24 protein-coding genes and 1 pseudogene are annotated in these 19,498 nt (G+C 38.1%); 18 read left to right on the top strand and 7 right to left on the bottom strand.

Annotation, left to right across the window (positions count from 1 at the left end; all coding sequences use genetic code 11):
* Positions 1-4: 4 nt before the first annotated feature.
* On the bottom strand, positions 5-1,993 hold the full coding sequence (locus tag IPK35_14120) for a bifunctional riboflavin kinase/FAD synthetase (protein ID MBK8054358.1): 1,989 nt from the start codon (positions 1,991-1,993) through the stop codon (positions 5-7).
* Between the two features lie 120 nt (positions 1,994-2,113).
* Between IPK35_14120 and IPK35_14115 the strand changes: the two genes are divergently transcribed.
* From IPK35_14115 to IPK35_14030, 18 genes and pseudogenes are all read left to right on the top strand, one after another.
* Positions 2,114-3,205, top strand: a complete 1,092-nt coding sequence (locus IPK35_14115) for an Mrp/NBP35 family ATP-binding protein (protein ID MBK8054357.1) — start codon at positions 2,114-2,116, stop codon at positions 3,203-3,205.
* Positions 3,206-3,449: 244 nt separating this feature from the next.
* Entirely contained in the window at positions 3,450-3,713 is a 264-nt protein-coding gene (locus IPK35_14110) for a NifU family protein (protein ID MBK8054356.1), read from the top strand.
* On the top strand, positions 3,710-4,513 hold the full coding sequence (gene pyrF, locus IPK35_14105) for an orotidine-5'-phosphate decarboxylase (protein MBK8054355.1): 804 nt from the start codon (positions 3,710-3,712) through the stop codon (positions 4,511-4,513). The genes IPK35_14110 and pyrF overlap by 4 nt, the downstream gene beginning before the upstream one ends.
* A 122-nt stretch (positions 4,514-4,635) precedes the next feature.
* The gene (locus tag IPK35_14100) at positions 4,636-4,824 is read left to right on the top strand and encodes a transposase (protein ID MBK8054354.1); all 189 of its coding nucleotides are present in this window, start codon (positions 4,636-4,638) and stop codon (positions 4,822-4,824) included.
* Positions 4,825-4,857: 33 nt separating this feature from the next.
* Positions 4,858-5,025, top strand: a complete 168-nt coding sequence (locus IPK35_14095; GenBank protein MBK8054353.1) for a transposase — start codon at positions 4,858-4,860, stop codon at positions 5,023-5,025.
* Between the two features lie 3 nt (positions 5,026-5,028).
* Entirely contained in the window at positions 5,029-5,412 is a 384-nt protein-coding gene (locus IPK35_14090; protein ID MBK8054352.1) for a transposase, read from the top strand.
* Positions 5,413-5,475: 63 nt separating this feature from the next.
* Positions 5,476-6,564, top strand: coding sequence for a VWA domain-containing protein (locus IPK35_14085; GenBank protein ID MBK8054351.1), 1,089 nt, complete (start codon positions 5,476-5,478; stop codon positions 6,562-6,564).
* A gap of 96 nt (positions 6,565-6,660) precedes the next feature.
* Positions 6,661-7,218, top strand: coding sequence for a hypothetical protein (locus IPK35_14080; GenBank protein ID MBK8054350.1), 558 nt, complete (start codon positions 6,661-6,663; stop codon positions 7,216-7,218).
* Positions 7,219-7,242: 24 nt separating this feature from the next.
* Positions 7,243-7,845, top strand: coding sequence for a hypothetical protein (locus tag IPK35_14075; protein ID MBK8054349.1), 603 nt, complete (start codon positions 7,243-7,245; stop codon positions 7,843-7,845).
* A gap of 18 nt (positions 7,846-7,863) precedes the next feature.
* A complete protein-coding gene (locus IPK35_14070; GenBank protein MBK8054348.1) occupies positions 7,864-8,010 on the top strand; it encodes a hypothetical protein in 147 nt (48 codons plus the stop codon).
* Between the two features lie 457 nt (positions 8,011-8,467).
* Positions 8,468-8,836, top strand: coding sequence for a hypothetical protein (locus IPK35_14065; protein MBK8054347.1), 369 nt, complete (start codon positions 8,468-8,470; stop codon positions 8,834-8,836).
* Complete coding sequence (locus tag IPK35_14060) at positions 8,806-9,249, top strand: transposase (GenBank protein MBK8054346.1); 444 nt, start codon at positions 8,806-8,808, stop codon at positions 9,247-9,249. The genes IPK35_14065 and IPK35_14060 overlap by 31 nt, the downstream gene beginning before the upstream one ends.
* Positions 9,237-9,470: pseudogene (locus IPK35_14055) on the top strand (transposase). Before IPK35_14060 ends, IPK35_14055 begins: the two are co-directional and overlap by 13 nt.
* Before the next feature lie 58 nt (positions 9,471-9,528).
* Complete coding sequence (locus tag IPK35_14050) at positions 9,529-10,068, top strand: hypothetical protein (GenBank protein ID MBK8054345.1); 540 nt, start codon at positions 9,529-9,531, stop codon at positions 10,066-10,068.
* A 1-nt stretch (position 10,069) separates the two neighbouring features.
* Positions 10,070-10,999, top strand: a complete 930-nt coding sequence (locus IPK35_14045; protein MBK8054344.1) for an ATP-dependent DNA ligase — start codon at positions 10,070-10,072, stop codon at positions 10,997-10,999.
* A gap of 50 nt (positions 11,000-11,049) precedes the next feature.
* The gene (locus IPK35_14040; GenBank protein ID MBK8054343.1) at positions 11,050-11,370 is read left to right on the top strand and encodes a hypothetical protein; all 321 of its coding nucleotides are present in this window, start codon (positions 11,050-11,052) and stop codon (positions 11,368-11,370) included.
* 25 nt (positions 11,371-11,395) lie between these two features.
* Positions 11,396-11,770 carry a DUF1801 domain-containing protein gene (locus tag IPK35_14035; GenBank protein ID MBK8054342.1) on the top strand — a complete coding sequence of 125 codons (375 nt, stop codon included), beginning with the start codon at positions 11,396-11,398 and terminating at the stop codon, positions 11,768-11,770.
* A 352-nt stretch (positions 11,771-12,122) separates the two neighbouring features.
* Positions 12,123-13,028, top strand: coding sequence for a hypothetical protein (locus IPK35_14030; GenBank protein MBK8054341.1), 906 nt, complete (start codon positions 12,123-12,125; stop codon positions 13,026-13,028).
* 61 nt (positions 13,029-13,089) lie between these two features.
* Here IPK35_14030 and IPK35_14025 read toward each other — a convergent pair whose 3' ends face one another.
* From IPK35_14025 to IPK35_14000, 6 genes are all read right to left on the bottom strand, one after another.
* Positions 13,090-13,785, bottom strand: coding sequence for an HAD-IC family P-type ATPase (locus IPK35_14025; protein ID MBK8054340.1), 696 nt, complete (start codon positions 13,783-13,785; stop codon positions 13,090-13,092).
* The gene (locus tag IPK35_14020) at positions 13,734-15,482 is read right to left on the bottom strand and encodes a heavy metal translocating P-type ATPase metal-binding domain-containing protein (GenBank protein ID MBK8054339.1); all 1,749 of its coding nucleotides are present in this window, start codon (positions 15,480-15,482) and stop codon (positions 13,734-13,736) included. Before IPK35_14020 ends, IPK35_14025 begins: the two co-directional genes overlap by 52 nt.
* A 111-nt stretch (positions 15,483-15,593) precedes the next feature.
* Positions 15,594-16,994 (bottom strand): sodium:solute symporter family protein, encoded by a 1,401-nt coding sequence (locus tag IPK35_14015; protein ID MBK8054338.1) that lies wholly within the window; start codon positions 16,992-16,994, stop codon positions 15,594-15,596.
* A 21-nt stretch (positions 16,995-17,015) separates the two neighbouring features.
* Positions 17,016-18,254 (bottom strand): pyridoxal phosphate-dependent aminotransferase, encoded by a 1,239-nt coding sequence (locus IPK35_14010; protein ID MBK8054337.1) that lies wholly within the window; start codon positions 18,252-18,254, stop codon positions 17,016-17,018.
* Between the two features lie 119 nt (positions 18,255-18,373).
* The gene (ruvC, locus tag IPK35_14005; protein ID MBK8054336.1) at positions 18,374-18,949 is read right to left on the bottom strand and encodes a crossover junction endodeoxyribonuclease RuvC; all 576 of its coding nucleotides are present in this window, start codon (positions 18,947-18,949) and stop codon (positions 18,374-18,376) included.
* 224 nt (positions 18,950-19,173) lie between these two features.
* Entirely contained in the window at positions 19,174-19,371 is a 198-nt protein-coding gene (locus IPK35_14000; protein ID MBK8054335.1) for a hypothetical protein, read from the bottom strand.
* Positions 19,372-19,498 lie beyond the last annotated feature (127 nt).

The raw sequence follows: 19,498 nt of genomic DNA, 5'->3' as shown, positions 1-19,498 counted from the left end.
CAAATCAGAAATTTAGGTCAGTAAATTTTTTTATTCTTTCGATATAGTATTTCCAGACTATGGATCCAAAAAAAATCCCGTTCAGATCGGGTTTGTTAATTTTATTACGAAATATAAGATTCTGTTCCAGATTTCGACGTTCAAAGACCAATGGCAAGTGTTTGTAATACGACATGTGAGCCTTTATGATAGCTATGGTTGACCTAAATTTTCCGTCTAATAAAAATTTCATGCCAGCTACCCCATCCAATATTAGCTTAGCAGGAATAAGCCACAAGAGATTGATGAGGTGTTCGTTTTTAGTTAAAAGATAAAGGTTGTTTCTGAAGTTCAAAAAGTCTTTTTTGGGATTATTATAATCTAAGGTTCCTCCGCCTAAATGATAGACCTTACTTGCGCTAATACATTTGATGTTGTAGCCAGCTTGCCTGAATCTCCAGCAAAGATCAATCTCTTCCTGATGTGCAAAAAAACTTCCATCAAATCCACCTAAGGATTTAAAAACTTTTGTTCTGCAAACTAATGCTGCACCACTGGCCCAAAATATTTCTGCATCATCATCATATTGATTTTCGTTTGACTCTATATGGTTGAAAATACGCCCTCTGCAAAATGGGTAACCAAATACGTCAATATAACCGCCGGCGGCACCTGCATATTCAAATTTGGTTTTATCCTCGATAGATAATATCATGGGTTGCACTATACCTAATTCTTTGTCAGTCTCAAATGCTTCAATGATGGGGTCTAGCCAATTTTCTGTAACTAAAACATCTGAATTAATGATCACCACATAATCAGTTTGGACATCTTTGAGTCCTTTATTATATCCATCAGCAAACCCATAGTTTTTTGATAGTTCAGCAACTCTGATTTCAGGATACCACTCTTTTACAAAATCAATGGACAGGTCTTCAGATTTGTTGTCAATAACCAAAATGTCAAATTCATATTTTTCTGATGAAAATTCAATCATTGGAAGGTATGATTCCAGTAGCTCTGACCCATTATAGTTGAGTATGGCAACTGTGACTATCGGATATTTTTTTTCAAAAGTTTTTAGAGAGTCCAGTGCTATGAGGGCATTTTTTTCATCAATGGCCAATTGTTCTTTCAACTGATCCAAAGTATCAAACTTAATATCGTTGCGAAGATATTTTATAATATTGATCTTGATTGTCTTATCATAGATATTTTGATTGAAGTCAAAGATGTTGATTTCGATATTGATACCGGCTTGTTCTGATACTGTAGGTTTTTTTCCGATGTACATCATTCCATTAAATTCTTCACCTTCTATTTCGGTTTTGACAGCATAAACTCCCTCCATTGGTATGAGTTTTTCTTTTTCTGAGATGTAAAGATTGGCTGTCGGGTAACCTAATTTTGTACCTAATTTATCTCCATGAATGACCTTGCCGGTAAGCACATACGGATGATTCAGAAGTAACGATGCATCTTCAATCTTTCCTGTAAGGATGGCACTTCTGATTTTAGTACTGCTGACGGTGACTTCATCCACTTCTTGTCTGGGAATTTCTATAACATGAAAATGTCCTTTATTCTCGTAGTCTTTAAAAAGGTGGATATCACCTGCCCTGTTGAGTCCGAATTTATGATCATAACCTATCACGATATATTTAGGATGAAAACATCCTATGATGAATTTTTCAATATATTCTCTTGGAGAAAGTCTTGAAAATTCAAATGTAAAAGGTACTATAACAATATTTCCAATACCCAATGACGATATCTGTTCAATTTTTTCATCGAGTGTATTGAGTACTGATAGTCCTTGTTCTCTTGGGTCAATGATTTTTCTCGGGTGTGGAAAAAAAGTGATCACCACACTTTCGCCATTGATTTCGTCGGCCAGAGTTTTCACTCTCAACAATATCTTCTGATGTCCGGCATGTACTCCATCGAAAGAACCAATCGTAATGACCGGGTTTTTAAATGCGGGGAGATCGTTGATATTTTTATATATGTTCATGTAGATCGGGTATCTAAATAGAAATTCAGGAGACAAAATTATAAATTTTGCTTATATTTCTTAGTCTGTTTGTGAACAATTGACAAGTTATTAACCTTATACATGTGCAAAAAATGATGTATGATAGACCATAACGCAATACTGCTAGCTCTGCGAAACGTCAAAGACCCTAAAACAGGCAATGATATCATCTCCGCCAAAATGGTGGAGGACTTTAGGGTGGATGGACAAAGTGTGGCTTTTTCTATAGTTTTAAAATCCAACGATTCTGAATTGAAATCAGCACTGAATTTCGCCTGTATGGAGCAGATACAACACATATATCCTGATGCACAGGTGCATATCCACCTCAAAATAAAATCTGAAGGCACAGAAACTACGGATACGGTATTGCCGCAGGTAAAAAATGTGATTGCCGTGGCATCAGGTAAAGGTGGAGTGGGAAAATCCACTGTGTCCGTCAACCTTGCAGTGGCACTTGCCAACGAAGGATATAGGGTAGGCCTAATTGATGCAGATTTGTATGGACCATCGATACCTACTATGATGGGCCTTGTCGGCCAAAGACCCAAAGTAGAATTATTATATGGCAAACACAAGATCATTCCTTTGATGGCGCATGGAGTGCACGTCATTTCTATAGGATTTATAGTTGAGCCTGAACAAGCAGTAGTGTTAAGAGGACCAAGATTAGGAGGTTTATTAAGGCAGTTTATAAACGATTGTCTTTGGCCAGAGCTTGATTTTCTCATCATTGATTTACCGCCGGGAACAGGTGACATCCAGTTGACATTAGTACAGACGGTGCCGGTTACAGGAGCTTTGATCGTGACCACACCTCAAGAAGTATCTGTCATAGATGCAGTAAAAGCGATGAATATGTTTTTACTCCAGAATGTCAATGTTCCGATCCTTGGAGTAGTGGAAAACATGAGTTGGTTTACACCTGAAGAGTTACCTGAAAATAAATATTACATTTTTGGAAAGGGAGGAGGAACCAGACTTGCATCTATGTCACAGTCTGAAATGTTGGCTCAGATACCTATCATTCAGAGTGTGAGAGAAGCCGGGGATACCGGAATCCCCGCTGCTGCTGATACTAAAGGCTATCTCTATCCGGTATTTAGACATCTTGCAGGTAATTTGGTAAAGCAGGTAGAAATGAGAAATCAACTTTATGAGCCTACCAGAATAGTAAAAGTAGAACACTGACAATCAAGTTCATGCAGTGGTTATAACAAATTGCACTTTTTCAGTGTTCTTTTTAATAAATGGTAAAAACGTGGTTGAATTGGACGGGTCGTCTCAAGCGAAGCTTGACAGGCTCTTCAGAGCCTGCCAAGCTATGCTTGGGAATGAGGGTAGCGCTGAAGAAAATTTGAATTCGTGCGCTTTGTTAAACACAGGTTCATGCATATGACAATGATTTTTAAAAAAATATGATTACTTTTGTATCATGATAGTAGCAAATTCTACAGATATTTTCAGTCGGGTAAATCTGGCTCTTGACGAAATCAGACCACATCTTGCTGTGGATGGAGGTAATATTGAATTGGTGGAAGTCACCGAAGACCTGGTCGTAAAAATAAAATGGCTTGGTAATTGCGAGCATTGTTCGTTTTCAGCAATGACGATGCGAGCAGGTGTTGAGCAGGCTATTAAGTCCCGACTGCCTGAGATCAAGGCAGTTGAGGCTGTTAATGGTTATTTTGTAGCATGACAAGGCAAGAACTCATTTCACATATCAAGTCCAAATCATCATTCCTTTGTGTGGGCCTTGATACTGATCTTTCAAAGGTTCCGGCTCATATTTTGAGTTCCGATGATCCTGTTTTTGAGTTTAATAAAATGGTAATTGACGCTACCAGAGACTTGTGTGTGGCATACAAGCCTAATTTGGCATTTTATGAATCCCTTGGACCAAAAGGTTGGATATCTCTTGAAAAAACTATGGATTATATCCCGTCTGACATTTTTACCATTGCGGATGCCAAAAGGGGAGATATAGGCAATACTAGTAAAATGTATGCCAAGACTTTTTTTGAGTATTTTGATTTTGATGCTGTGACAGTGGCACCTTACATGGGAGAAGACTCAGTGGCACCTTTTCTGGAATTTGATCAAAAATGGGTGATTTTGCTTGGCTTGACAAGTAATGCGGGAAGCTCTGATTTTCAGATGTTAAAAACCGAAGGAGGAACACCTTTATATGAACGGGTAATAGCGCAATCTCAGAAATGGGGTAATCCCGACAATCTGATGTACGTAATAGGGGCCACACATCCTCAACTTTTCTCAGAAGTGAGACAACTTGCTAAAGAATATTTTTTTCTCGTCCCTGGTGTGGGAGCGCAGGGTGGAGATTTGCATTCTGTCGTTCAAAATGGCAAGAATAAAGATTTGGGTTTACTGATCAATTCATCCCGAGAAATAATATATGCCGGTGATACGCCGGATTTTCAAAATGCCATAAGAGAAAAAGCACTAACAATACAGGGTGAAATGTCAAAGTATTTTTAATTCAATGCCCTTTAGTTAAATAGATCTATATCAATAGTACTTACAAAAACCCCAAAGGACGTGCCGTAGCCAAAGAAGGCAATGATTTTATCGGATTTACAACCGACTCATTCGGGCATTCATTGGGCTGGATCAGTATCAATCATGAACTCAATTACAAAGATGATCATCTGGGCGATGGCGGATACCAATGGGTGTATCATAGCCCTGAGGAGAGATTACTGTTTTTTGATTATCATAAGGGACGGGATATCGAAGGGCCCAAAACAATATTGGAACGATATACGGGACTATTGCAAAGTGATGGATAAAGTGTCTATGACACCTTAGCCAAGCAAAAGTCAATGGTCATTGCAGTATGCCTGGTTCATGTCAGGAGATACTTTTACAAGGCCAAAGACAATGATAAAACAAGAGCCGAGTACCCATTGAATGTATTTAGCAAAATCTACGAAGATGAAACAAATTTTAAAGCGCTTTCACCACAGCAACGCAAGGAGCAAAGAGAATAACATATGAAACATCTGCTCGTCAGTCTCAAAAGCTGGGTAGAAGAGCAAAGCGTATATGTGCTTCCGCAAAGCCCGATCGGCAAAGCTATGGCATACTTCCACACCCAGTGGCCCAAAATCATGGAGCTATTCAATGATGGCCGGTATGAACTGGTTAATAATCTGATCGAAAACAAAATCAGACCGTTGGCTTTGGGCAGAAAGAATTATTTGTTTGCTGGATCACACGAAGGCGCACAGCGTATAGCCATGATGTATTCATTCTTGGGCTCCTGTGCCGCCAATGATATAAACCCCATGTCCTGGTTGGAAAACACATTGGAGAAAATCAATGAAACTAAATTAAAGAATCTGAAAGTGCTGCTCCCACTTAAACAAAATCCTTAATGTGCTTGCTCGGACGGATACGGATTCAAACTCTCAGGCGAAGATGCGTCTGTAGATCAATCCTTGACGGCATTGTATGAGTTTGAACGTAAAAGATCTTTTGACTATGGTGAGCAAAAAGGCAAAGGCGGTGGACAAGCTTCCAGTCCAAACGTAGCACGATGGTTGGGTGATATTCGCAAGTTTTTCCCTGAATCCGTAGTACAGGTACTCCAAAAAGATGCCATGAAACAGCCTGCACTGCAACAAAAACTCATGCTTGAGCCCGAAATCTTAGAGCAAACGACTCCAGATGTACACGTAGTCGCTACTTTAATGGCTTTGGGCGAATTAATACCCGAAAAAACCAAAAGTACAGCCCGTATGGTGGTCCAAAAAGTAGTGGACGAACTCATGCAAAAACTCGAACAACGCACCATCTCGGCCATCCGCGGTGCCATCAATAAATCATCACAAAAACGCAATCCCAAATACAACGAAATAGACTGGAATACCACCATTAAAAAAAATCTGAAACACTATCAGCCCGATTATAAAACCATCATTCCCGAGACAAGAATTGGCTATGGCCGCAAATCTAAAGCATCGCTCAAAGACATCGTCATCTGCATCGATCAGAGTGGGTCTATGGGTACTTCGGTGGTTTATTCAGGCATTTTTGGAGCCGTGATGGCTTCGATTCCATCTGTAAAAACCAAGATGATCGTCTTTGATACCCAAGTAGCTGACCTGACTGAAGACTTGAAAGACCCTGTGGACATATTGTTTGGTGTGCAGCTAGGTGGCGGTACAGATATCAATCTAGCCTTGTCCTTTTGCCAGGAAGTCATCACCAAACCTGATGATACCATACTCTTACTCATCACTGATCTATACGAAGGTGGCAATGTCAACGAGATGCATGTGCGAATGAAAAAAATAGTAGAATCGGGAGTACAAGCCATCTGCCTGCTTGCGCTCAATGATGATGGAAGTCCGTCCTACGACCGCGAAAATGCCGCCAAATTTAGTGCCGAAGGAGTACCTGTATTTGCGTGTACACCCGATATGTTTCCCGATTTGATGGTAGCAGCGATACAAAAGCAGGACCTGTTTCTTTGGGCCGGACAACATGATATTGTGTTGAAGGGATTGGGGAAGAATACCGTTTAAAACTGTAATTGTCTTATTATAAGCCAAGTAAAAAGTTAAAATCCATGTAAAATGTTATAAATTTGACCCTATTAGCAACATTATTAAAATACTAATATGGCATTGCCCATAAACATAGATAGTTTAGTGCACGGCAATACTGTCGAATGGGGACGGTTAGAATTTAAAAAAGGCTGGAACCCTGAAGATGTGATACATTCTATGTGTGCATTTGCCAACGATTTACATAATTGGGGAGGAGGTTATAATCCTGATCCAATCTTCGAAACGGACGAAAATACATTTGTCTTAGTCACGCTCCCTGTTCATCAAAATGTTCAAGTTAGTGACCAAGTTAATAAGTTTATATTCAATACATTAGGTGATATTGTTGCATTTTGTGACCAAGCTAGTGACCAAGCTAGAACTATTGTCAAAACAGCTCTCCAGAACAAAGTTGAAGTCATATTAGTACAACTTGACACTTGGACGAAGAGTGAAGATTTGTTTGAGAACATGGGGCTTTCAAATCATTCTACCAATCGTAAAAAATACCTGGAACCATTATTGAAAAATGGGTGGATAAGTATGGAATATCCTCAATCTCCCACCCATCCAGACCAACGTTACAAAAGAAGCTCATCAGGTACCAAATTATTAAAACTAATATCATAAATCTAAAAATCATTCATTCTTACCATGGCTAGAGAACCACAATTTGTATTCAAAGACCAGACCTTCACAGCAGCATTGGTCAAACTCGAGCGGAATAAGGTCTATGGATGGACCGAAACCAAATATACGGATGCAGAAGGGAGACCTTGTAGTTTCATCACCATGCTTGACGATGGACGCACGATGCTAGGTACAGGTGGGTTGGCACTCAAAAGCATTGATAGTCAGGGCAACGAAATAGACAAAAGCACACTCGTAGCGCGATATGACGATGGCAGTGAAGCCACACTGCTTCCTTCAGTTTTTGATGGAGAGACCATTTTGGACCATACGAAGACCGTTCAGGATTATCTCGATATGGATGTCAAAGCGGTCTATCAGCTGAAATTTGCAGAATCATCGGCGGCTCTTCTATCACTGTTACAAGAGTATAAAGTGTTATATTTTACCTTCAATTATCGAGCTTCCTACGATGCGGATGATGCTTTTTTGGTGTCACAGGGTGACAGTATTTTTGCTGTAATTGGCACTTTGACCACTTTTAATTATTCGACATTGGAGTTGCCTACAGTATTGGATGATGATGGTGATGACGCTGGAGACGACTTGGATTTCAATATGTTTTAACCTTAAAAACTAAAGAAGATGCGCAAAATAAAAATAGCCAATAGTCAGAAAAGAGATGCCGAAATAGTATTTGGTGGATTGGTGCGAAAACCGACCATTCATTACACCTTGCCCGATGGCTCTAATGCCCGCAATATAAAATTATTAGTAACTACTCAGGTATAAAAGCATAAAAATAAAGTTGTAAAAATACAAAAAGAGTTATAACTTTGTACGACCAACCTTAAAGTATTGATATAGAACTTGATTTAAAATCAAGAAAATATCGAAAATTTATCTTCCATATTAGTTTTAGTTGAGCAGCTTCGCCAAGAATTGGTCGAGGTAAAAGAAGAATTACGTCTTACCAAAGAAGAATTACGTCTTACCAAAGAAGATAACGAAAATTAAAGGCAAGGATAATAGAATTGAGTCATAAAAAGAATAGCTCAAACAGTTCACTTCCTCCTCAACGGATATACAAAGAACAACAAAAAGTCTCAGACAAAAAAGTGGCAAGAAAACAGGAGGCCAAACTGGTCACGAAGGAACTACATTAGAATTTCACTCTGAACCCGAGGTAATTGATCACATTGACCAGACGTGTCCAGTATGCGGAACAATTTATATCGATGTTCCAACATTGAAAGAAAGGCGACAAGTCTTAGACATACCGCCCATTGCCATACAAACATATGAGCATAGGGTGTACGAAAGACGTTGTAGTTGTGGAGCTTGTTGTGTCAGTTCTTTTCCTGACCATGTAAAGAGTCCGATAAGTTATGGTCGAAACATTGAGACATTATGTGGATACTTTTCAGCCAGACAGTATGTGAGCGTATCCAGAATACGAGAGATGTTTGCAGACGTATTCAATCTAAACATCAGCGAAGGAACAATTGTCAATAAAATAAAGTCTTTGGCACAAAGATGTATGCCACAGTATGAAGAAATACAAAAGAGGTACAACAAAGTAGCTGTGTGGGAACAGATGAAACAGGAGGCCAGGTAAACGGTAAGTTGCGATGGTTGTGGGCATGGCAAACAAGATTAGTCACCTTTATAGTAGTTTCATCAAATAGAGGCTTTGAAACTATTGAGAAGTACTTTGGCGAAGGATTTGTTAATACTATATTGGTCCATGATTGCTGGAAGGCACACTTCATCATAGGGGCAAAAGGACGTCAGATATGCCTAAGCCATATACTTAGAGAATTACAATACTTTATTGAAAAGAGAAATAAATGGGCTTACGAGTTGACTAAATTAATATGGAAAGCCTTGGCTCTAAAAAAAATAATGCTTACAAATGCTGAAGCCAACTATGAAACACAAATCAACCAAATTGAAAAAACACTAAACCACATACTGAATAAAGAGATACATTCCAAAGATAAAAAACTACATACTTTACAAAAAGACTAAACAAACACCAACAATATCTACTTACTTTTCTAAAAGTAATGGAAGTACCACCAGACAACAACTTTAGCGAACAAGCCATCAGAAACGTAAAGGTAAAACTCAAGGTTAGCGGTCAGTTTAGGTCAGACCAAGGTGCTTCATATTATGCAGTCCTAAGATCAGTTATTGATACTGCTATAAAAAGAAATCTAAACGTTCTCCAAGTATTAGCTAATGCTTAACTTTGTACCTGAGTAGTTACAATTATTAAAATCAGATATCCAACATCAGTACGAAGCTTTGCTTGCTAAATATGGTGAAGATGAAGAGTTGGCACAAGACCTAATCAATGCAGATCCTGAAATAGACCTTTACAAAACAGGTATGATCATATCAGGTGGACAAAAAGTATTGGTCAATCCAGACTTAAAACCAGTCTATAAGGTTAAGGCCACAGAAATCGTTTATTTGCCTGATGGAACCGTTAAAGAAGAAAAGGCATTCGCTACCAAAAATCAAAATATCATCAGCGATTTTCCCATATCGTGGACGGGCAAACAACTGCCAATCGCAGAAGCATACAACAGATTTATATTTGCCAAAAAATACCAATTGACACATACCAATGGACTGACCTTTGACTTTCTGTATGACATGGCCAAGGAATTGCACGAAAAACAAGTATTGATGTTACTTGCAGGTGGACCAAAAGGCAACGAACCCTTGATTTTTCAAGAAAACGGAAGACCTTACCGTGCGTTTCTTGAAGGTAGGGTCAAAGGCGACTCTTATCTTTTACTCATGCATATTTCTAATCTCGAACTAAAATCTATCCTTTGATATGGAAACAGTAATCAATTATAAGAAAAAAATAGCGTCAAGATTTATCCCAATAGAAGGAGCCAATGCGCAGAAGGACTTGCCAGAATCAGATGAATACATTTATTCAGAAAAAATAGACGGACAGCTGGGTATTGCAGTGGTTAATAACGGGATAGTGACTATATATAACAGAAGTGGTGTATTGTTAGATTTACCACATATTACTGCAGCGTTTCCAAAGGATCAAGAAGGAATTTGGGCAGGAGAATTGTATTTGCCTCTGGATAGGTCACGAAACTTTATGGTATCTTCTGCCTTAGCAAATGATAAAACAAGTCTTAGATTTTGTGTCTTTGATGCTGTACACGAACTCGACAAACCCAATGATGACCGGGTCGTCACTGTACAAAAATCCATACCAGAAGGGGACATCGTCCACCCGATGAAGTGGCACAAAACGGCTTCTAGAAAGGAGTTGACACAGTTTTATGCAGATGCCATAGAGAGTGGTAAGGAAGGACTAGTAGTCATCAATACGCTTGGTTATACTTACAAGCTAAAGCCAATGGTTGAGCTCGATGTAGCTGTCATTGGTTATAGTATGAAAGAAGATGGTAGTGGCATCAGGGCGCTTTTGGTAGGACTACACGATGGTGAAGGCTGGATGGTGGTAGCATCTGTAGGTGGAGGATTTACAGATGAAACAAGAGTGCAATGGCTTCAAAAATTGCAACCCTTAGAGTGTGAAGCAGATATCGTATTGGTAGCCAATAATCGATTGGCATATAAATGGGTACTGCCTTCTATCGTCATACAAATCAAATGTATCGAAATCATCAATGAAGATGGTTCAGGTACAATCAAAAAGATAAACTCTCTTATGATGGTAGCCAATATCAAAGTATCCGCAAGACCAACGCTGTCAGTCTCATCAGTCCAGTATTTCTAGGTATTAGAGAAGACAAAAAGGCCAATTATGATGACACGGGCATCAATCAGGTGACCTCCCGTGTAGAATGGACCAAAGATACCAATATAGACACAGAAGATTTGCAAAAATCAGAAGTCATCTTTCGGGAAGTTTATATCAAGGAAAGCAAAACTGGTACAGCCATTCGCAAGTTTGTAGGTCTGAAAACCAACAAAACAATGGCGCAATCTTTTCCACCTTTTGTATTGTATTATACGGATTTCAGTGCGGGACGAAAAGAGCCACTTCAGACCGAGATCAAAATAGCATCATCAGATGGTACACTCCGCGAAATGCTGGCAACCGCTATAGAAGAGAATATCAAAAAAGGATGGGAAAAGGTTGGTTGAACAATGGAGCCAAATATAAAACAAAATGGAAGTCAAAAAAAAATATATTACAATTGAAGAATATTTCGGAGACTTTTCTCCTGAGATGGTGGAGATACTTGCGAAAATCAAAAGTGTCATTGCTGAGTCAGCACCGGAAGCCATCGAATGTATTGCATACAATATGCCTGCTTTCAAACTCCACAAAAAGCCATTGGTATATTTTGCTGCATTCAGAAATCACCTAGGTTTTTATGCACTGCCTACAGGCAACGTCGCATTTCAACAAGAATTGTCAAGATATAAAACAGGCAAGGGATCTATACAGTTTCCACTGGACGAGGATATACCTTTTGAGTTGATCAAAAAGATAACCACTTTCAGGGTAGCAGAAGTTAACCAGCAAGTTAAGAAAAAGTGAATGGCCTTTATTGGTATTTTCGCTTAATGATAAAAAAAGTACATTTGACAAATATAAATTTTATATACTTGTTTGATAAAATCAACTTTAGGTATGGTTAAATTTTGTTTTTTGGATAATAAAATGGAGATATTCTGAACGAAAAGAGGCGGATTTTGTAGTCCGCGGCGGCGGATGTGCAATTCAACCTGCATGACTTCCGAGCTTAAAAAATAAAATTTGAGATAAAAATTTGGCAAACAGGCGAAAAAATGAACGAATTTTCAACCAAAATAATACACTTTATTGCTAAAGGATAAAATTTAAACATACTCAAAAATTTTAATGGAAGCTATTTAAACTTATTCGAAATATGACTATCGAAAATCTTAAAAATCAACTCTATTCTGTTTTTAAAGCTGAGAAAAGGTTGGTTGTACTTCAACAAGAATTAGCAGTATTTAAAAAAGATATTCATTTACTTTCAAAAGTGGTAGACAAGGAATATCTGGATGTCACTAAGTTAGAACGAATAGCATCTATGGTTTTATTTAATAAGATTTTGGGTGATTCAGGTAAAAAATTGGAAAAGGAGCGTGAAGAATATCTTTTTGCTGTATTAAAATATGATGATACGTCTAATAAAATTAAGATACTTGAGTACGAAAGAGAAATTTTGGAAAAAAAGATAATGCTCAAAGAACAAATCTACACAGATCTCCAAAAAATGATATTGGAAACGATGAATGGCACTACAGAAAAGCATCCTCTTGCAGAAGCTCTTCAAAATTTTGAAACTCAAATTAAAAATAAGGAACAACTTTTGTTGGAAATATATGAAGCGACTGCAGCTGCTAAAGAGCTTAAAAATTATTTAATTCTGGTTGGCAAGAATCTTTCAGCTTTCGACAAAGTACATGAAAATGGGTTGACTCTCTTATTCTACGATCAGATTCAGCAAATAAAAAATATAAGACAGGTAGTATCTATAATAGACAGTCTTGAGCAAAAACTGAATAAAGAGCTGGAAGATATACTTTCTGGTCTTAAATCAAAAAACCTATACACTCCATATATCAGCTTTTTTGAAAATATGCATACTGCTGCAGTTTTCGGGTGGGTGAGCAATACTCACCTGAGAAGAAGTAAAGAATGTATAAATGAAAATTTAGATAATACAAACCGCATGATGATGCACCTTGATTCGTTGAAACAAGAAGCAAGTAAGCAAATCGAATCATTGGTGAATGAAAAGAGACTTTATCTAGACAATGTGTGAAATGGATAATATTGCGACTTTTTCGAAAAAAAGCGATATCCCTGAGCCATTAACTAATTTGTTATCTACACATTTTTCTGAAGACAAGCGTACTTGACAACAGTCCGTATACCATCACAGTGATAGAACTGATTGGCATCAAAATGGCGGCAACTACAGGAGCGAGCTCGCCTCTCACAGCAAAATAAAGACCTAAAACATTGTATAAAAACGCAAGCACAAATGCGCCAATAATAATCCATCTTGCTTTTTTCAGAAATGTGAGATAACTTAACAATGAAGGAAATGCTTTGGCTCCCAATATGGCATCACATGCTGGTGTGAAATTATTGGAATCTTCAGATATCACTATTCCTACATTACTCTGCATCAATGCACCAGCATCATTTAGACCATCACCTATCATCATCACATTTCGGCCTTGAGCTTGCATTTGTTTTACATGATTCAATTTATCCAATGGGGATTGATGAAATGTCATTGTAGCCTTTTGCGGGAAAAATGATTTTAATCGGGCTTCTTCTTTATCGTTGTCGCCTGACAGAATGGTCACACTATAATTTTTGCCCAATGTTTCTACAAGCTCTTCGACGCCTTCACGCAGCTTATGCTCAATAGAAAACCATGTGATTACATGTCCATTGACTTCCGCTACGACGCTTTTATGTTCATTTTTGGCAGAACCTTCTATAAATAGTGGAGATCCTACTCTGACCTGGTCATCCGCAAATACTGAAGTGATACCCTGACCTGTGATTTCTTTAAATTTTTCGGTTCTTTGTTGTAGTCTCCTGGCAGTATACTAAAAATCGCCTTGGATAGCGGGTGGTTTGATTGGTAGACGGCACTTTTTATAAGATAACATTCTCTGGTGGTGAGCTGTGGTCCTGATATCGCAGCTTCGATGTTTTTATGGTCTGTGATGGTACCTGTTTTGTCAAAAATGATGTCATCGATTTGCTGAATTCTATCAATCACTTGTACATTTTTGAGATAAAAAAATCTTTTCCCAAGTAATCGTAAGATATTGCCATAACTGAAAGGAAGTGCCAAAGCCAAAGCACAGGGACATGCTACAATAAGTACCGCTGTAAATGCATTGAATGCCACTGACTTATCAATAACGAGCCAATAAATCAAAGTAAGTAAAGCGATGAACATAATCGTAATGGTAAAATATTTACCAATTTGCGCTATTAAGGTTTGTGTTTTGGCCTCCTTATCTATTTTGAATGAATCTTCATCCCATAGTTTGGTGAGGTAGGATTGATCCACCTTTTTGATTAATTGAAGTTGAATATTAGAGCCTACTATCTTTCCGCCGGCAAAAAGTTTATCTCCTTCTTTTTTCTTTATCAGATCCGATTCTCCGGTGACAAAACTATAATCTACTGTCGCTTCACCTTTCAACAGCAGTGCATCACCGGCGATGATCTCTTCGTTTTTGACTAATAAGATGTCACCTGCATCCAACTTGTCAAGGCTTCTGGATACCCACTCACCATTTTCTTTGACCAAAGATGAAATGGGAAAATATGATTTATAATTTCTGTCAAAAGCTATAGAGTAAAAAGTGTAATGCTGAAACCACTTACCAATCAACAGGAAAAAAACAAATCCTGCCAGACTGTCCAAATACCCTTCGCCGGTATCTGTGACAATCTCAAACACACTTCTGAAAAATAAAGTCAACATTCCTACTGCTATAGGGATGTCAATATTGATTTGCTTCATTCTAAAGGTCCAGTAGGCAGATCTGAGGTAATCAAATCCACTATATAGCAATACAGGAAGGGCAAGTATGATGTTGATGTACCCTATATAAAATTTTACTGAAGCATGCTCAAAACCAAGGTACTCCGGAAAACTCAATAACATGATATTACCAAAAGAAAAACCCGCTAACCCGAGTTTATAGTAAAGACTACGGTCATGGATACCAGTTTTGGAATTGGATAGTTTTTGGAGATTGAGTTCAGGAGGATAGCCTATCTGGGCCAGTTTTTCCACCACCTGTCTTAAAGTGATTTTTGAAGGATCGTAACTGATGGTGGCTGATTTTCGTAAAAAATTCACCCTTGAACCCATTATTCCCTGATCTAGTTTGTTGAGATTTTCTAATAACCATATACAGGATGCACAATGTACCTGTGGAAGAGTAAAACTTATTTTGCAGATGTGATCGTCCCTGAATTCCAACAAATTATTGATGACATCCGCATCATCCAAAAACTTATAATCTTTCGAAAGAATCGATCTTTGGCTTATGCCGGGCTTTTCCTGAAATGCATAATAATCACCCAAGTCGTGGTCTTTGAGGACAGAATACACCACCTTGCAGCCATTGCAACAAAAATCCTTACCATCATGGACGGGATGATCATTTGGGCACTCATCTCCGCAGTGTGTACACTCCACAGTAATGTTGCTCTCTGACGATTTAAGTTTAAACATATCCTTCAATTGTTTTGACATGGCAAAAATAGATTCTGTATAAAGCCATTCATTTGATTTTTGTCAATCGGTATTATGATTTTACTCATATAAATAGTCAAAAGATAAAATTTAATAATTGTTCGAATCTTTTTTCTTAATAAAAACACTGATAGCTTGCCCTAGTCCCAAGCCGGCAATACTTGCAATAAAGCCTGGAAACAATGGGTTGATCTCTGAAATTAGGAATATTCTGAAAATAATATAGACTATTGTACCGAGTAACATAGATGAAATGGCTGCCATTTTGTTTGTATGACCAAAAAACAAGGTAGCTACAAATGGTATAAAAATAGTAACAAGCCCTATCACACTTGATTCGCCCACCAGATCAAATATGTTTTGGCTACTTAGAGCAAGAACATAAGCACTCAATCCTATTATTATAACTGAGAGCCGCGTATATAATAAAAACCTTTTATCATTGATTGTTTTTTGCTGAAGTGGTTTAATGATGTTTTCAGAAAGCAGACTAGCCGGTGCTAGTAGTGCACCGCTGCAGGTACTCATAATGGCACTGAGCAAGGAGCCAAAAAATAATATTTGCACCCACAAAGGCATATTCATAAGTACTAACCGAGGTAAGGCAAGTTGGATGTCTCCTTGCATGAGAGAAGGATCTATGAGTTTTGTCGCAGTGATCAAATATAACGGCAGCATCGAAAAAATCAAATAAAAAATAGCCCCGAATATGGTTGAATAGAAAGCTGCGGAATTACTTCTGGCAGAATTGATCCTTTGGAAAATGTCCTGAGATGCTATGCTGCCAAATCCAAGCACCATCCAGGCTGAGAGCCAGTTAAGCCAGCTCACAGAATTATTTTCCGGAAAAAATCTTGTTTGTTCCGGAGTTAAACTGTTAGCAATTGGCAAGACACCACCTGTTATGTCTGTAACATACCACGCCACCGCCATCAATCCTACTACTATCAAGATGCTTTGAATAAAGTCTGTGACAGACACGGCCCACATCCCACCAGTAAAAGTATACAGTACTACAACTGAGACACTGATCAGCATGCCGGTTTGGAGGCTTAGACCCAATAAGGATTGAGAAATCAGCCCTAATGCTACTACCTGTGCAGCAGCATATCCTACAAAACTTACTATCATGAGTGCCGAACTGAACATCTCTATTTTAGGGCCATAATTCTTTCTGAATAAATCTCCAATAGTATATACATTCAATGCATAGAGTCGTCTGGAAAAAAATAAACCCACCAAAAGAAGGCATAACACACCGCCTAACGGATCTTCGATCACTCCAATGAATCCGTGGCTGGCAAATTCTGAACTCGCTCCAAATACAGTTTCACTGCCAAACCATAAAGCAAACAATGCCGCGGTATTTAGTGCAGGGTGCAGATTTCTACCGGCGTTGATGAAGTCGCCTGCATTTTTTACTCTTCGGGATGCGTAAAAACCCACACCCAAAGTCACAAGAAAATAAATAACAATGGAAAGATGCAGCATTTTACTTTTGGTAAATCTTATTTATTTTACTGTTTTTACAGTTTTCTGAGGTAACAATGAAAGATCAAAAAATTGAGATATTAATTTTCCGGCTTGCTTCAATTCTTCAGTAGGTGGTAGAAAAACAATTCTGAAATGTGATTTGTCCTGATGATTGAAGCCTGAACCCGGAACGATAAGTACATGTTTCTCTTCCAATAGTCTGTAAGCAAAATCTTCATCATCAATAAAATTAAATTTTTTCATATCTATTTTCGGAAACAAGTACAGGGCTCCTTTTGGTTTTACGCAAGTCACACCAGGGATATCAGTAATCAAGTAATGTATCAAATCCCTTTGTTGAGTGAGTCTGCCTTCAGGAGACACAAGATCATCAATACTCTGATATCCTCCCAAAGCTGTCTGTATACCAAATTGTGTTGGAACATTGGCGCACAATCTCATGCTTGCCAGTAAATTGAGTCCTTCTGCTATAGATTTTGCTCTATGGACAGGGCCACTCAAAATCAGCCAGCCTCCTCTGAATCCTGCTGCCCGGTAATTTTTGGATAGACCACCATAAGTAAATACCAGGACATCGTCACTCAAGGCTGCAGTGGGGTGATGCTTATGATTGTCAAAAAGCACTTTGTCATATATTTCATCCGAAAAAAGGATCAATTTTTTTTCCTGTGCAATTTTTATGATCTCAGTGATGACATCTTTTTCGTACACGGCACCAGTAGGATTATTGGGATTGATCAGTACTATACCTTTTGTTTTTGAGGAGATTTTTGAAGTGATATCCTGAATATCCGGATTCCAATCCGAATCTTCGTCACATATATAATGTACAGGTTTACCACCTGCCAGTGCAATAGCTGTGGTCCAGAGTGGATAATCAGGCGATGGCACCAATATCTCATCACCGTCATTGACGACTGCCTGCATACTCATGATGATAAGTTCGCTCACTCCATTACCGATATAGATATCATCTATGGTGACACCTTTTATTCCTTGTTGCTGCGTATAATGCATCACCGCCTTTCTGGCAGAAAAAATACCCATATGATGCGAATATCCCTGAGCATTTCTAAGGTTCAAAATCATATCATGTACTATCTCATCAGGTACATCAAAACCAAAAGGTGCCGGGTTTCCTATATTGAGCTGTATGATTTTCTGTCCTGTTGCTTCCAACTGCTGGGCCTTGTCAAAAATTGGCCCGCGTATAGCATAACTAAGTTGGTCGAGCCTATTACTTTTATTATATTGCATTTTTGTGATTATAAAGTCGCTTTTGAAGCTGCAAATTTAATTAAAACTTAACAATATGCCTAAAATTCCGGAATGAGATTCGCAGGTGATCGTATCAATCATGGAATATCTATAATCACTCACTTTTTCACTTTATCAGGATTTTCTTTGATGAAGGATGCCCAACCGGAATGCTTTTTACTTCCGCCAGTGATACTTCCTGTCTGATTGAAGTGGGTTACCGCTACTCCAAGCGCATCAGTCGCGTCAAAATGTTTGGATGTTATTTTGATTTTCAATATACTCTCCAACATAGCAGCCACTTGCTCTTTTGAAGCATTTCCGTTACCGGTGATGGATTGTTTGATTTTTTTGGGAGCATATTCCTGAATTTCCAATCCCATGGTCATAGCAGCAGCCATAGCTACACCTTGTGCTCGTCCCAGTTTAAGCATGGATTGTACATTTTTACCATAAAAAGGTGCTTCTATTGCTAATTGTTTGGGTAAGTAAGATTCTATAATTTCTTGAAGTTGGAGAAAAATTTCCTTTAATTTTTCATGATGATCTTCATATTTATCTAGATGGAATACCCCGAAATTCAGCACTTTTAAGTTTGAACCATGAACTTCAAGCACCGCATAACCCAGGATATTGGTACCTGGATCTACACCCAGAATTTTATAAGAATCAACTTGTTGTTTGACCAATTTCATTTTCCATAATGGTTCATTCAGCAAAGATGCTCATTTTTTTTAAATCAGATGGTAGTTTTTAATAATATGTTTGCCAAGTCAATGTCAGAGTAGTTTTCAAATTTTATCATTTGAGACAGATTGTTACTTTATGTTTTTTGTAACGACGTAATTTTTATCGTCTTAAGGCATTCAGAAAGCTTGAGTAAATGTCTCTATTCAGGATTTGCCCTGTAACGGTTTGTTTATATTTTTTGGGTCACTTTTACAGTGTCAATACTTATCTTTGTTGGATCTTCCTTCAATCTTAGTGTACGAATGCCGTCCCTGTCTTGAATTAAAACATGATCCTGATGCTCACAAAATTGATGACCTGTGAGTCCGCACGGACAACTAATAGTTGCAATATAAAGTGCAAGAAATGCTTTAATTAAAAACTTCATTTAAATTGTTAAGAATGGTTAACATACATATTTATGAAATAGTTGATCCGCATGTCTTAATATTTTGTAGAGGCCAATAAATGGTCAAAGATAAGTCAATTTTGCCAAAAATATCCAGTCACATTCT

This window comes from Saprospiraceae bacterium (assembly GCA_016713025.1).
In the GTDB taxonomy this organism is placed as follows: Bacteria; Bacteroidota; Bacteroidia; order Chitinophagales; family Saprospiraceae; genus OLB9.
Note: the sequence above shows the minus strand (reverse complement) of the source record. Positions and strands in the feature narration are given on the sequence as shown.

Coding starts and splice junctions, on each gene's coding strand:
- IPK35_14090 (MBK8054352.1), top strand. CDS start 5,029: ATGAAACATCTGCTCGTCAGTCTCAAAAGCTGGGTAGAAGAGCAAAGC.
- IPK35_14045 (MBK8054344.1), top strand. CDS start 10,070: ATGGAAACAGTAATCAATTATAAGAAAAAAATAGCGTCAAGATTTATC.
- IPK35_14110 (MBK8054356.1), top strand. CDS start 3,450: ATGATAGTAGCAAATTCTACAGATATTTTCAGTCGGGTAAATCTGGCT.
- IPK35_14115 (MBK8054357.1), top strand. CDS start 2,114: ATGATAGACCATAACGCAATACTGCTAGCTCTGCGAAACGTCAAAGAC.
- IPK35_14035 (MBK8054342.1), top strand. CDS start 11,396: ATGGAAGTCAAAAAAAAATATATTACAATTGAAGAATATTTCGGAGAC.
- IPK35_14030 (MBK8054341.1), top strand. CDS start 12,123: ATGACTATCGAAAATCTTAAAAATCAACTCTATTCTGTTTTTAAAGCT.
- ruvC (MBK8054336.1), bottom strand. CDS start 18,949: ATGAAATTGGTCAAACAACAAGTTGATTCTTATAAAATTCTGGGTGTA.
- IPK35_14010 (MBK8054337.1), bottom strand. CDS start 18,254: ATGCAATATAATAAAAGTAATAGGCTCGACCAACTTAGTTATGCTATA.
- IPK35_14120 (MBK8054358.1), bottom strand. CDS start 1,993: ATGAACATATATAAAAATATCAACGATCTCCCCGCATTTAAAAACCCG.
- IPK35_14020 (MBK8054339.1), bottom strand. CDS start 15,482: ATGTTTAAACTTAAATCGTCAGAGAGCAACATTACTGTGGAGTGTACA.
- IPK35_14070 (MBK8054348.1), top strand. CDS start 7,864: ATGCGCAAAATAAAAATAGCCAATAGTCAGAAAAGAGATGCCGAAATA.
- IPK35_14000 (MBK8054335.1), bottom strand. CDS start 19,371: ATGAAGTTTTTAATTAAAGCATTTCTTGCACTTTATATTGCAACTATT.
- IPK35_14080 (MBK8054350.1), top strand. CDS start 6,661: ATGGCATTGCCCATAAACATAGATAGTTTAGTGCACGGCAATACTGTC.
- IPK35_14095 (MBK8054353.1), top strand. CDS start 4,858: ATGGTCATTGCAGTATGCCTGGTTCATGTCAGGAGATACTTTTACAAG.
- IPK35_14075 (MBK8054349.1), top strand. CDS start 7,243: ATGGCTAGAGAACCACAATTTGTATTCAAAGACCAGACCTTCACAGCA.
- IPK35_14015 (MBK8054338.1), bottom strand. CDS start 16,994: ATGCTGCATCTTTCCATTGTTATTTATTTTCTTGTGACTTTGGGTGTG.
- pyrF (MBK8054355.1), top strand. CDS start 3,710: ATGACAAGGCAAGAACTCATTTCACATATCAAGTCCAAATCATCATTC.